This is a genomic window from Trichocoleus desertorum AS-A10, assembly GCF_039962155.1.
Lineage (GTDB): Bacteria > Cyanobacteriota > Cyanobacteriia > FACHB-46 > FACHB-46 > Trichocoleus.
Genome location: NZ_JAMPKN010000015.1, coordinates 13,439 through 26,456 on the forward strand (window position 1 = coordinate 13,439; position 13,018 = coordinate 26,456).

Consider the following 13,018-nt stretch of genomic DNA (forward strand, 5'->3'; position numbering starts at 1 on the left):
GGAGAAACCCCGGTGATTTAACAGTGCATGGCCTTGTTAGCTTATGTCTTCCGTAATGAAGTACTAGCGGTTTTATAATTACGAGATGCAAAAGCTTACGATAACCCGACCTGACGACTGGCATCTGCATCTCCGCGACGGTGCCGCGCTGAAAGCGGTTCTGCCCCATACAGTGCGTCAGTTTGCCCGTGCGATCATTATGCCGAACCTGAAGCCTCCAGTGCGCTCCGTGGCTGCTGCTGCTGCCTATCGCGATCGCATCCTTGCCGCTATTCCGACTGGTAGACAGTTTGAGCCGCTGATGACACTTTATCTCACTGACAACACCAGCCCTGAAGAAATTATCGCGGCCAAAGCCTCCCAGTTTGTCAAAGCGGTCAAGTACTACCCAGCGGGCGCGACGACCAATTCAGACTTCGGTGTGACGGACATTGGTAAGTGCGATCGCGTTTTTGAGGCGATGCAGCAGGTAGACATGCCTTTACTCCTGCATGGGGAAGTAACCGATCAAGATGTTGATATGTTCGATCGCGAGAGAGTGTTCGTCGAGCAACATTTGATCCCCCTCAAGCAGCGATTTCCTAACTTGCGCGTGGTGCTTGAGCACGTTACCACCTCAGATGCTGTGCAGTATGTCCTGTCTGCCGACAATGTCGCTGCAACGATCACGCCACAACATCTTTTATTTAACCGCAATATCCTATTTCAAGGTGGTATTCGCCCCCATTTCTATTGCCTGCCAGTTTTAAAGCGGGAGGAGCATCGCTTGGCACTTTTGCAAGCGGCAACCTCTGGTAATCCTAAGTTTTTTCTTGGCACCGATAGCGCCCCTCATCCCCGCGACAGCAAAGAAAGTTCCTGTGGCTGCGCGGGTTGCTATTCGGCGCTGCACGCGATGGAGCTGTACGCAGAAGCGTTTGAAAGTGTTGATGCCCTGGATAAGCTTGAAGCGTTCGCCAGCTTCTATGGGCCAGATTTTTATCAACTTCCGCGCAATAGCGAACAGGTTACTTTGACCAGAACAACCTGGCGTGTTCCCGACGAGGTTCCATTCACTGAATCTGGACTCGTGCCTTTACGGGCAGGTCAAGAGATGACGTGGCAAATGGTGTGACAGAAGCATGATTCCTACTTCTCGACCAACTTTCCGCCGTCTCTAAACCTTTTCTCAAGTTCCTAGAAGTGAGCGATTCTCCTTAAGGGATGCTTCGCCGATCGCCTGCTCGTGAAGAAACTCTGCGATCGCTTCCATTCCCCGCAACGAAATAGCTTGGTTGTATTCAAAGCCCCTCTTAAACTAGAGACCCCAAAACCTGCATGATGTCCTGATTAAACCCGTGGTTGGTCTACCAGGAGATGTGGTGCAAATTCATAACAGACGCTCATCAACGGCAACGTTATCACGGAATCCTATGTGAAGAACCAGCCTACAACTAGGGAACTGTTACAGGTCCATAGCACTCGTAATTTCTTCTTGGAACAATCGTAACTAATGACAGCCATCTTTGGGTTTTGTCCCAGAGCAAATATTGTTGGTCGTGCGGTTCTACAAATCCATTCTCTTACGCACTTTCAAAGTTTATTTAATGTTCCGATTCACTCGCCCCTAGAAAACCTTCGTTCTCAACAAAGCGGCTGAATATGGTCGGTGTGCAAGCGGATTGTTAGCTGGTAAATTCAGAATCCAATCGGAGATTAAAGGGTGTTCTGAAATTTTAAGGGTAAAGAAAAGGGATACCCAGATAAATCAAAGTAGTGCCAAATAATATCTCGCCTCGGATCATGATTTAGATAGCTACCTGTTCTTCTCTCTGTTTTCTCTGTAGAGATCGTTTTGATGCCAACAAGGCTAATGGCGTACCATTTATTATTGACTTTAAAGAGATTGATTCTACCTAGTGGTACTTCATACCAAGCTTTTGCTGAAATGAGTTTTCCTTCTAATGTGACCGAGACGTTACCACCAGGGAAACCTCCGTGTGAGATGAGATCCCGGTGCGTTTCACAATCAGAAAGATTGACGCTTAGCAAGTAGCATATTTCTTGAAAAGTAGAATAACTGAGAATATAATTCCTTTCGACTGGCATTTGTAGAAGTATAGCCGCCTCCCCTTTCAAATCCCCCCAAACTCTAGCTTTGACCTCTGTGTTATACCCTTCACCACCAAATGTTTCTGGATAAGCCGTAACTAAAGAGCCAGGACTTCCGTATGCACATTTAACATTAGCGATTCGACTACCTTCAAGGTAATAGTGCATCAATCCTTTAATAGTCATCTGTGTTGTGGAGGATGACCGATCGAACTGTAATGTCAATGTTCCAAGATAGTCGCCATGCTGAGGAGGTGCTAAAGATTGTGTGTCTACTATTGATAGTAATTGTGTGGGCAGAGTATTTACATCTTGCGAAAAGCTATTTTGAATTGGGACTGGAATTGAAACCTTTTGTTGTTCCTGCCAGTTTTTGTCGAGTGAATCAAGAAAGTTTTTTGGGAAAGACCAGTAGAATATATAATTTTGATAATCTACTACAACTAAAAAAGTCGGATTTTTCTGAAGTAACCAATAATTTAGAGTTGTTACTGAGATCTGAACTCTAATTTCATCACCTTTAATTTCTACCTCTTCCTTACCTTTGCATTGAACATTGAACATCTTTCCAGTTGGATGGTCTTCCTGCATTAACTCACAAATAAAATCGATGCCAAGATCGCGTTCTTGAGGTATGGGAATAACATTGCAGAATTGACTAAAAACGGAATTGAGAAGTTCAGCAGCACTTATGCCAATCTTTTGAGACTTTGTTCGTTTGGGTAGTCTAGTCATTACAGAGCTTGAAGCTTTCTCCCAAGCTTAACTCAGCCACTATGGAGTAAAGTTAAACGAGGGTAATGCCCCCTTGTGGAAGTAGATAACGCCAGTTAACTATTAATAGACTGAAACTCTCTGTCTAAAATTCCATAGTGGGTGAATAAGCAGGATGATTCAGCATAAAGCAAGTGCTCAATCTAGACATGACAGGCATTGATGCCGTTCAAGCTAATAACCATCTATCACACCACTTCAATTACAGGCAAGTATTACTCCCCTTCCCTCCTGCGGGAAAGCAAGCTAGGTAGGGAAGGGGCTAGGAGGTAGGTATCAAAAGAATTAGTTCACTAGAACTTGGCCGTTATTTTGAATACGGATGGCTTCTTGGTCGCTACCGAGTCGAGTGGTCTCATCCAGAGCAAAGCCGATCGAGCCTGCTTGGGCACCAGCGATCGGGGCGATCTGTACTAAGCCTCGGTCAGGACGAAGGGTGGTGATCGTCACAGGTACGGGTAAGTCTTGCAGCATAACTTCAGCGCCACCTGCAAGCGATCGCGGCTGCGTATGACCAATCACTTCATAAGTAACGGTAGTACCCGTGTTGTTTCTCAACATCACATTAACTCTGCTGTTGAGCGGAAGCACGGTGGCGATCGCATTTCCGAGGCTTTCGGGGAGAGGGGGTTGAGCAGGAGCTGTTGTGCCGGCTCTGCCAGAGGACGTTCCAGGTAAAGTGGTGGATGGGTTAATTCGATATAACTGGTTACTAGTGTTGCCTATAGCGTTACCAGTGGCGTTAGTAACATTGCCTGTCGTGCTGCCAGTGGCATTGGCACTTTGGGTAAAAGCATTAGCTTGACAACCGGAGGGAACCAGCCGAGTGCTGTTGTAGGGTTCTTCGTAATAGATGCGAGGGCAAGGATTCACCGATGAGCGGGTTTGAGCCGTGACTTGATTGATTAGCGGCAAACTTACTAATAAGCCTCCCACAACCACCCCCACGGCTCCTAGGGAGAGTTTTTTGACGGGATTAAGTTGAATCATAGTTTTCTCCTACAAGCCATCGAGCTAAAGATTGAATTTAAAGCTGTTTAAGTCAGCAATTGATGAGCCAATTTCTTTGATCATGGAAGGCATATTGTCGATTGATCAGCTATCTATTGGCTGATCAATCGACTTCAAAGTAGGTAAAAAAAAGATCGCCCTCCCTAAATTGAGAGCGATCGCAGACAAAATATTAACTCTGAAGAATCAGGCTGAAGTTTGCTTAAGCGTGATCCCACATTTGGCGAATTTTGCCAGGCAAGAACTCGGCGATCTCTTTGATCCGATCTTCCGAAAGCTCATCTTTGGCTGCGGAAAAGACTGCTTTAAGAACGGTGTCTACATCAGTTTCCTGCGGGATGCCTGCTTCTTGGCGAATCCGGAACAGAAAGGTATCTTCTTTGATGATCAGGGGAGGACGAACTCGACTGAGGAAGCGCACCAAAGGATTTGTGTCGATCCACAAGTCAGCTACTTCATTTTGCAGTGCTTTCTCGTCTGTTGGCTCCATTGGTTCATGCAGTTCTTCAGCCACGCGATCGACCGCTTCATTGGTCATCATGTCGCGCATGGTGCGGAACACGACTTCAGTAATGTCTCTGGCGTCGTATAGGTCAGTCAAATTGGCCTTGACCATGACCCGCTCTAGGAAAGGCGAGTCTTTGTCAGCGATCGGAACTGCCGGGCCACTCTCCAGTGCTTTCGGTGGGTCTGCGTTCATTTCGTCCAACATTTGCCGACCTTTTTCGGTCAACTCTGCTTTCTTGAAGGAAATGAGATGAGGTAGAGGACCGTCAGCAGCCCCGAAGCTGTTAGCAATTCTGAAATCGAACTCTTTAGGAGCAACTGCATCAGGAACATCTTCCTGGTTGCCGTAGGCGTTGCCGGTAAACTCAGCGTTAATGTACTGCCGTTGGTTTAAATAATCTAAGTGACCGAGCACATCTTTCGGGGTGATCTTTAAACCCGCAAAGTCCGTCTCGGAGAAATTTACTTCGTCGGGACCAGGGCCGCGATCGCACTCATCAATTTTTTTCAACATGATGTAAACTACATCATCTCGGATGTCAATTGGCATAAAATTCTTCCATACTTCAATAGGGTTCAACGGCTGAAGCATTGATCTCTATTGATTTAGGCTTGTTAAACCCAGTTTTTATCAAAGCAGACTCAGAAAAAGCTCTGAACGACCCTGCCAAGAATTTCATCAGATTGAATTGCTACAGCCATCGCTATTGAAATTAGTAGGAGAAGGACAACTCTTTCATCTGCCACAGGAAACATTCACTAGGAGGAAATCTGCTAACCTGACGCAGAGCCGCTCCTAAAACAATTAATGTTAATTGATGGCTCTAATTCGTTTCCTTCTCAAGAGAGAGGAAGATCCTCCAAAAAGAGGAAGCTTTGAAGTTAAAGGTTATGTAGGACTATCGTTTAAGTCATGAATAGCTTATGGCAGGGGTTGCAGTAAGATTCGGTTCAGGTTAGTCCTTTGTGATTTTGACTTGTGCAACATGTTGCTGAAGGGCAGCCTAAGCTCTAAATTATCGGGTCACTCTTTGAGCCTAGGGAAATTATTCTAACGATATTATTGCGATCGCCACGCATAAGCCGTAGTAGTCTACGCTACTTTCGTAGCCTAGCAGTACCTTATTGAGTCTTTAAGAAGGTACCTCACCAGCGAAATTAATGTCGTGCAATTGCATATTAGATAGTGCAATTGTTATCAAGATGCAAGAGTACCCTGAAGGGTACTGCGGTGCCTTAACTAACTTTTCCAGAATAGGAGGTAGTTCAGTCAATATTCTCTTACGTGAAGCAGGAATTTACTATGACTAGAAGAGTTGCAGGCGTTGTTGTGATTGACGGCACTGATGATGAGAGCTGGCCATTCAGTGATGAACGTGGACATCTAGAGCAGGGGGTTGATGTCATTTTGGATGAGGGTCAGCCAGCAGGAATCGTTCAGGTGCCTCACTTACGCTGGGGCGGTGAGTGCCGAGTTGAAGTCGAGCTACGGGCTCAGGTAGTTCAAAAAAATGCGGTTCAAGTCACGGGAACCGCCAAATTATTTGAAGGAACTTCCGAGAATACAGATGACTTGGAAGACCAGCAGCAAGTGAATTTCACCGTTCCCAAAGGTGGCACTCCCACACGTCGTCAGATTAACTTGAGGAGTAGTGGGATTGGGGGTGGCGATCATGCTGAGATCTACCTAACTCTCACTAACTCAATTTATGAAACTCCCGACTAAAAACGAAGAAAAAGGACAAATTTTCGAAGAGTCTGCACTTTTAGAATACCTGCGTGAAAGTGCCAATTGAGACCTTCAGTAACTGAGCATCATTTAATCCGAACGAATCGTGATGTAAAGTTTGAGAAACGATCGCTCTTCTGAATTAGCGGAGGAGCGATCGTTTTTATTTGGATCGCTTTTATTTGAACGGAGGTTAAATCCTATGAGCAAGTGAGCTACTTTGCCTGTTGCAATTTCGCAGCACGAGTTTAAGCTATGACCGCTGTTTCTAAAGGAGTAGGAGCAGCCGTAGGCAGATTTCTTAAGCCAACCCAAACCTTGTATTCACTTCTCATGCAGGTAATACAAACTTGAGCACCGTGTTCCGACAAACCTAATGCTAAGCCAAAAGCTTTTTGCCTATCTTCAGCCTTATAGGTCGTGCAGAGACGGTACAGCTCGTTGCCAGAGAACATCCCCTCACGAATCTCATTGTGATGCCAAAACTTAAAGGGATGTACTAGCTCATGGGACAAGACTAAAGGCAACATGAAACCCTAACCAAGCTTCAAACTATCATCTTCTTTGATAGAGCAAGACTGGTGAGTATACATCTATACAAAGAGGGAGTTACTGAGAAGCCCTCGTATGCTCTTGTCTAAAATAGCACTAGCCACAGGGAATACTCGGTACTACCTTAGCGGCGATCGCAGCCTAGGGAATGAGAGCGATAGAAAGCGATAGAATACGAAATCTCTTGACTCTGGCTTGTTTTAGTAGAGGGTAAGGTTGGCTAGATAGAGCTTGCAGTAGTTTGCCTTCCCCTTAACTAAACCCGTGTGCTTGACTCATGATCTTTTTCAACTTAGTTCTTTGGATATCGGCGATCGCACTGTTAGGGCTGAGTTTAGTAACTGCTTGGTGGTACAAGTTTTGGCTACTTGAGATTTTAGGGACGGGGTACTTGTGGTTTGCTGGAGCCACTCTGTTGCTATGGATCAGTGTGCTGCTGATCAAACCCTTACGACCCAAGCGGGGGCTACAAATTGTGCTAGCGATCGCGCTGATTTTCTATGCTCAATTTACACTAAGCTGGTATATCCCTAGGCTCCGGGACATGAAGCCAGGCGGGGCACCTGTAACTGTCATGACTTATAACGTTAACTACCAGTTATGGAATACCACAGCTACCGAAAAATTGATCAGAGCTTATCCTGCGGATATTTTTACCTTAGTTGAACCGACTAAAGAGCAAGCGACCGAGCTATGGAATGAAGTTAAAGATCTATATCCTCACTACTACCGAGCCACAGGTGGCAACCTCAGCTTGTTTAGCCGCTATCCCATTCAGGCTGCAAAGACAGACAACCTCCAATCGCCCCATCAAAGCCTCTTTGCCACTCTAGAAATTTCGGGTAAAACCATTCAAGTCGTTGCGGTTCGACCACCTGCGCCTCAAAATAAAAACTATTTTAATCGTCGTAACCAAGTTCTACGAACCTTGGCAGCTTATACGCGACAACAGAAAACACCATTGATTGTGATGGGAGATTTCAATACAACGGCGTGGTCATTTTATTTGCATGAGTTTACTCAGCGATCGGGACTGCGTAATGCTTCTGTGGGGCATGGTCTGCATCCCACTTGGTATTATGCCACCTCTGGAAAGGCGGCTCCCTCAGCCCACAAGTTTTTCCAATTCATCAAGATTCCTCTTGACCATATCTTTATCAGCCCTAGCATACGAGTTGATCAGGTGATGACAGCACCTCCCGGCATTTCGGATCATCGTCCCCTGATTACTAAACTCAGGGTTTGAGTCAAATGACTAGGAGGGCTGGTAGGAACAGAATGTATGCTACTTTCCGGGCCACCAGTGATATCGCACGGGTGATTGCCCGATTAAAGGTTCGCAGCCAATCTGATTGTTGTTTGGATCAAGTCTATAGGGATCAGGCGACAGTACCCGGAAATTGCGATGCGGTATGTCATTACAAGTCAAGCTTGATAATTTTGGTGAAAGACAGATATCAGGATATGCAGGACTACAATCAGCTTGTGATTGGCTCTGAGCACACAACTGAGTCAGATTAACAATCTGCCCCGCTTCTGTCTGGGCGTAGCATGTTAAAGAAGCCAAGTTTGCGGGTTCTAGAGGATATTCGGTATTCTCAAAGAGAGAGCGACCAGAAGCAGCTTCAGGGCAGGCTAGGAGCGCGATCGCGTATAAGCTAGTAGCCAAGCTTAAATATTTCAGCATTGTATCTACCTAGTTTTAAGGCAGCGTCATATAGTTTTTCAAGAAGTTACGAGCTGATTCTGTATCGAGTCGATAAGTGACATTCGTAGCTCGGCAGACGGAGTCTCCAGAGACGGTTATCGCAGCGACAACATTTGTAGCACCTAGGAAATTAGGTCCACCGGAGTCGCCAAAACAAGCACCACCATCCCCTGTAGCGGGATTTTGTGACATGCGTAGTACCGTGGGGTTAATGGCACTAAAGCTGGAAGTAGAAACCATGCGCAAATTGCTGCCACCAAAGCTTGGTTGCCCACCACCTACTTGCCGTTCTAAAGATCCATAGCCTACTGCCGTAAATTTTTTGTCCTTTAAACCATTTTTAGCAGCCTCTTGGTCAAAGAAACCTGCTGTCGGTAATTGAGCAGGGGTGATTCCAGTAACTGGTTGATCTAGCTCAATGACGGCGATATCCCCTGTATCCGATTGGCTTTTGTTGTAACCCGGATTCATACGCATTTTTCCTGGAAAGCGAGTGGCACCTTCCGTCAGATCGGAGTCAAAGGAGACAAATGCTTGAGTGATGCCACGAGACTCAGCTGCTTCAATACAGTGCGCTGCGGTTAAAAAAATCTTGGGAGAAATGAGCGTTCCTGAGCAAATTGCACGGAGTCCCTTTCCTGCATCTACCATCATGGCACCTACATTCGGATGTCCGTTGCCATCTGGTTCACCGTAGGTGATTGCTTGGGCTGGGGCGATCGCAAACAATAGAATTCCTAAAGTCTTGGCACAGGCAAGCATGTTTTTCTGCACAGGATTTCCTCAAAATCTATTAATTGAAAAATGCTCTTTGGCTTTGTAGCCATAGGATGCTGGGCTTGTTGATGGCATCCGTCTCATTGCGTTTATTATCAAGGTGCTAGTTGAGCGATCGCCTCCTCCAACTGCATGAGGGATTTTTCATCCTGTAAGGTTAATTACTTCTGGGTTACATGACGCTTTAGAGTAATAGAGGGAAACAGGCTAATTTCTCTTTCCTGAGGAGGCAGTAGCTTTAGCACCAGATATGGCGGTTTTGCATAGACTCTTGGATTTTATTGACAACAATGTTGTGATCGGTGATGTCATTCCCAGCTATTGGTATGAGGGGCGTTGTCCTCAAAGTGCTACTTGGTTGAGATTACCTCGTACCTCCTTGGCAGAGGCGATCGCTTGTGGTCTGATGCAACAGCTAGCCAAGGATACGGTTTACTCGCATGAGGGCAAAATGTATGGGGTGCTATTGGTAGAACTGCCATCTAGAGAACAGCGAGTTCTGAAAGCTTTTTCTGGGTTGCTGAACGGTCAAGGTCAAGTTGAAGGATGGGTGCCTCCGATTTCTGGGCGTGATCAAGTAGCAATGGTAGAAGTTCAGACAGTGAGGGAGCTAGATACCCTGAAACAGGAAATCATCACTCTGCAAGAATTGCCAGAACGGAGACAGTACCAACAGTTATGTCAGGAGTGGGAACGACGCTTCGAGAGGATGAGCGATCGCCATCAAAAACACAAACAACAACGGAAAGAGAAACGCCAAATTCTCTCAGAGACGCTGATTGGCAAAGATCTCGCGATCGCGCTGCAACAACTCGATGAAGCCAGTCGCCAAGATGGGATAGAACGACGACAACTTAAAAGAGAAAGAGATGTGGCGTTGCGATCGCTGCAACAGGAAGTGTCAACAGCAGACATCAAAATAGGAGAACTCAAACAACAGCGCAAAGCTCTATCTCATCAACTGCAAGCCCAAATGCAGCAGGCTTATTATTTGACCAATTTTGCTGGGCAATCTCTCTCGTTAGAACAGTTGGTGTTGGGGTCTGCTCCGATGGGAACCGGAGACTGCTGTGCGCCTAAGTTACTGCATTATGCAGCCACTCACAATCTCAAGCCTCTAGCGATGGCGGAGTTTTGGTGGGGGCCGGCGTCGGTTGGCGGAGATAAAGTTCAGGGAGAGTTCTACGGTGCTTGCACAGAGCGGTGTCAGCCATTAATGGGATTTCTTCTTGCCGGATCTACTATAAGCCCCCCTAGCCTTTCAATAGTGGAGGGAACAAAACAGCTAATTTTCTCCAGCATTGGGGGGCTAGGGGGGCCGAATGCAGGAAGTTTAACTATTCTCTACGAAGATCAGGGGCTAATTGTTGTTGATAAACCTGCGGGACTGCTCTCTGTACCCGGACGCTATCGCGATCGCCAGGATAGTGTGCTCAGTCGCTTACGGTATCTCCTGCCAGATGGTGCGGCCCTTTTGCCTGTGCATCGGTTGGATCAAGACACTTCAGGCATTTTGGTGTTGGCTCGCGATCCAGAAACACATCGACAATTAAGCCAGCAGTTTCAAGCGCGGCAAGTGCAGAAGGTTTATGAGGCAGTCTTGGCGGGTTTCGTTGCCAGGGAGCAGGGTGTGATTGAGCTGCCGTTGTGGGGAGATCCTAGCGATCGCCCTTATCAAAAGGTAGATTGGCAGCAGGGTAAACCGAGCATCACCCGTTTTCGCGTTATAGGGAGAGAAGGAGATCATACTCGTCTAGAGTTTTTTCCAGTGACAGGACGAACCCATCAGCTGAGAGTCCATGCGGCTGATTTGCAAGGATTGGGGATACCAATATTGGGCGATCGCCTGTATGGATGTAACGCAGATTCTATTCGGTTACATCTCCACGCCAGAAAGCTCCGCTTCCAGCATCCCCAATCTGGTAAAACGCTACATCTAAAATCTGAAACTCCTTTTTAGAGGGTTTGTCGTTGTTCGCAGAGTCGCTGATGAGCCGCAGTGAAATCGTCGATTGTGATTTGAATGCGGGTGGGGTCAGTAAGACCTTGCTTGCGGTAGCGGCGAATGGCTTCTAGAGCAGCTTGGTTGCTTAACAAAGTGAGGTCAGCGCCATTCCAACCCTCGGTTTGGGTAGCCCAGTGCGCTAGATCTACTTCACCTAAGGGGCGATCGCTATTGTGAACTTGCAAGATTGCTAAACGGCTGACTTGATCAGGCAAATCAACTTTTAGCTGTAGGTCTAGTCGCCCTGATCTCAATAAAGCAGGGTCTAGAGCTTCTGGGCGATTCGTGGCTCCTATCAGCAGAACATTGGGGCATTCGTGCAGACCGTCTAATTCTGTGAGCAGTTGACCAACGACGCGATCGCTGACGCCTGAATCTCCAAAACTGCCTCTGGCTGGGGCTAGTGTGTCAATCTCATCAATAAAGACCACACAGGGAGCGGCTTGTCGGGCTTTGGTGAACAGTTCCCGCACTGCTTGTTCGGAAGCACCGACCCACTTGCTCAGCAGTTCCGGGCCGTTAACTGCAATAAAGTTAGCACGGGCTTGAGAGGCCACTGCTTTAGCCAGCATGGTCTTACCTGTGCCTGGAGGCCCCCAGAGCAGGATACCGCGTGGCGCTTTGGCTTTGGTGCGTTGGTAGAGTTCGGGATAGAGCAGTGCTCCCTCAACCGATTCTTGTAGGGTTTGCTTCAGGCTCTCCAGCCCACCGATCGCATCCCAGGAGACATTGGGTGCTTCTACCTCCACCGATCGCAAGACCGCTGGCTTGATCTCCTTAATCGCCTGGAGAAAATCTGCTTGGGATACCGTCAAGTTTGCAGAAATAGGACCATCCAAAGCAGGTGCATGTCGCCGCAGGGCAGTATAAGCAGCCTTTTGGCATAACGCTTTCAGGTCTGCGCCCACCATTCCTACAGAGAGATCCGCGATCGCCACCAAATCTACGGACCGCTCTAGCGGCATGGTCTGACTTAAGATCCTGAGAATCTCTAACCGTCCCACTCGGTTGGGCACGCGGAATTGCACTTCTCGGTCAAAGCGTCCTGGACGGCGTAGGGCAGGATCAAGATGATCGGGGCGATTGGTAGCAGCGAGAACAATCACGCCCTTACTCTTGGCAAAACCATCCATCAAGCTCAGCAGTTGGGCAACTACCCGCTTTTCCACCTCTCCTTCTACCTTGGCGCGATCGGGAGCGAGGGTGTCAATCTCGTCAATGAAGATGATGCAGGGGGCCGATCGAGCGGCTTTCAAGAAAATGCTTCGCAGGCGCGCCTCGGCTTCCCCGTAATACTTGCCCATCACTTCCGGGCCGACGATGGCGATGTAGTTCACCTCTAGCTCTTGGGCCAAGGCGCGGGCTGTCAGCGTTTTGCCCGTACCGGGAGGTCCAGCTAGCAGCACTCCCTTAGGTGGCTCCAATCCCAATGAAGTCAGCAAATCTGGACGTTTCAGCGGTAGCTCAACTAACTCTCGCAGCTCTCTAATCACCTCAGACAACCCGCCCACGCCTGCCAGAGAGACAGGGGCAACGCTATCGGCTGGGGGAGGTGTGATGATAACTTCGTCCATCGTCGAGGATGGCGGAGGTGAAGTAGGTCTGGACTGGACTCGACTCGCAGAAGTAGAGTTTTGCTGCTCAGCCGGGGCTTCTCTGCTACTTTCCGAGGGGGGGCTTTTGGTAGAGCTACGCCGCACCTCTGCCTGGAACTCTTCTGGCTCAGCTCTGCCTTCCAGCGTTCTGACAATCTCTAACAGACCCTCAAATCCTTGATCTAAGAGGTCTTCAAATTCTTTGAGTAGGTCATCCATAAATTTTTGTCCGCATCGCGGGCGGGGGCTGGCTGGAAAGTGACTGGAGA

At 47.7% G+C, this 13,018-nt stretch carries 11 protein-coding genes; 4 read left to right on the forward strand and 7 right to left on the reverse strand.

Annotation, left to right across the window (positions count from 1 at the left end; genetic code table 11):
- The first annotated feature begins 85 nt into the window (after positions 1–85).
- A complete protein-coding gene (pyrC, locus tag NDA01_RS18700; RefSeq protein WP_348229132.1) occupies positions 86–1,114 on the forward strand; it encodes a dihydroorotase in 1,029 nt (342 codons plus the stop codon).
- A 581-nt stretch (positions 1,115–1,695) separates the two neighbouring features.
- On the opposite strand, the gene NDA01_RS18705 is transcribed toward pyrC, so the two are convergent.
- From NDA01_RS18705 to NDA01_RS18715, 3 genes are all read right to left on the reverse strand, one after another.
- Positions 1,696–2,826 carry a DUF4365 domain-containing protein gene (locus tag NDA01_RS18705; protein ID WP_348229133.1) on the reverse strand — a complete coding sequence of 377 codons (1,131 nt, stop codon included), beginning with the start codon at positions 2,824–2,826 and terminating at the stop codon, positions 1,696–1,698.
- A gap of 324 nt (positions 2,827–3,150) precedes the next feature.
- On the reverse strand, positions 3,151–3,855 hold the full coding sequence (locus NDA01_RS18710; RefSeq protein ID WP_348229134.1) for a hypothetical protein: 705 nt from the start codon (positions 3,853–3,855) through the stop codon (positions 3,151–3,153).
- A 223-nt stretch (positions 3,856–4,078) separates the two neighbouring features.
- Positions 4,079–4,933, reverse strand: coding sequence for a DUF2267 domain-containing protein (locus NDA01_RS18715; RefSeq protein ID WP_190441733.1), 855 nt, complete (start codon positions 4,931–4,933; stop codon positions 4,079–4,081).
- A gap of 753 nt (positions 4,934–5,686) precedes the next feature.
- Here NDA01_RS18715 and NDA01_RS18720 point away from each other — a divergent pair.
- The gene (locus NDA01_RS18720; protein WP_190441734.1) at positions 5,687–6,109 is read left to right on the forward strand and encodes a hypothetical protein; all 423 of its coding nucleotides are present in this window, start codon (positions 5,687–5,689) and stop codon (positions 6,107–6,109) included.
- A gap of 251 nt (positions 6,110–6,360) precedes the next feature.
- On the opposite strand, the gene NDA01_RS18725 is transcribed toward NDA01_RS18720, so the two are convergent.
- Positions 6,361–6,642, reverse strand: a complete 282-nt coding sequence (locus NDA01_RS18725) for a hypothetical protein (protein WP_190557166.1) — start codon at positions 6,640–6,642, stop codon at positions 6,361–6,363.
- A 299-nt stretch (positions 6,643–6,941) separates the two neighbouring features.
- Between NDA01_RS18725 and NDA01_RS18730 the strand changes: the two genes are divergently transcribed.
- A complete protein-coding gene (locus tag NDA01_RS18730) occupies positions 6,942–7,910 on the forward strand; it encodes an endonuclease/exonuclease/phosphatase family protein (RefSeq protein WP_348229135.1) in 969 nt (322 codons plus the stop codon).
- A 39-nt stretch (positions 7,911–7,949) separates the two neighbouring features.
- Here the strand turns inward: NDA01_RS18730 and NDA01_RS18735 are convergent, their stop codons facing one another.
- Together NDA01_RS18735 and NDA01_RS18740 are read right to left on the reverse strand one after the other, a co-directional pair.
- The gene (locus NDA01_RS18735; protein WP_348229136.1) at positions 7,950–8,351 is read right to left on the reverse strand and encodes a hypothetical protein; all 402 of its coding nucleotides are present in this window, start codon (positions 8,349–8,351) and stop codon (positions 7,950–7,952) included.
- A 15-nt stretch (positions 8,352–8,366) separates the two neighbouring features.
- Positions 8,367–9,146, reverse strand: coding sequence for a S1 family peptidase (locus NDA01_RS18740; RefSeq protein WP_348229137.1), 780 nt, complete (start codon positions 9,144–9,146; stop codon positions 8,367–8,369).
- Between the two features lie 253 nt (positions 9,147–9,399).
- On the opposite strand from NDA01_RS18740, the gene NDA01_RS18745 reads away from it, so the two are divergent.
- Entirely contained in the window at positions 9,400–11,109 is a 1,710-nt protein-coding gene (locus NDA01_RS18745; RefSeq protein ID WP_348229138.1) for an RluA family pseudouridine synthase, read from the forward strand.
- Here the strand turns inward: NDA01_RS18745 and NDA01_RS18750 are convergent.
- Complete coding sequence (locus NDA01_RS18750; protein ID WP_348229139.1) at positions 11,106–12,968, reverse strand: AAA family ATPase; 1,863 nt, start codon at positions 12,966–12,968, stop codon at positions 11,106–11,108. The genes NDA01_RS18745 and NDA01_RS18750 overlap by 4 nt on opposite strands.
- Positions 12,969–13,018: the final 50 nt, after the last annotated feature.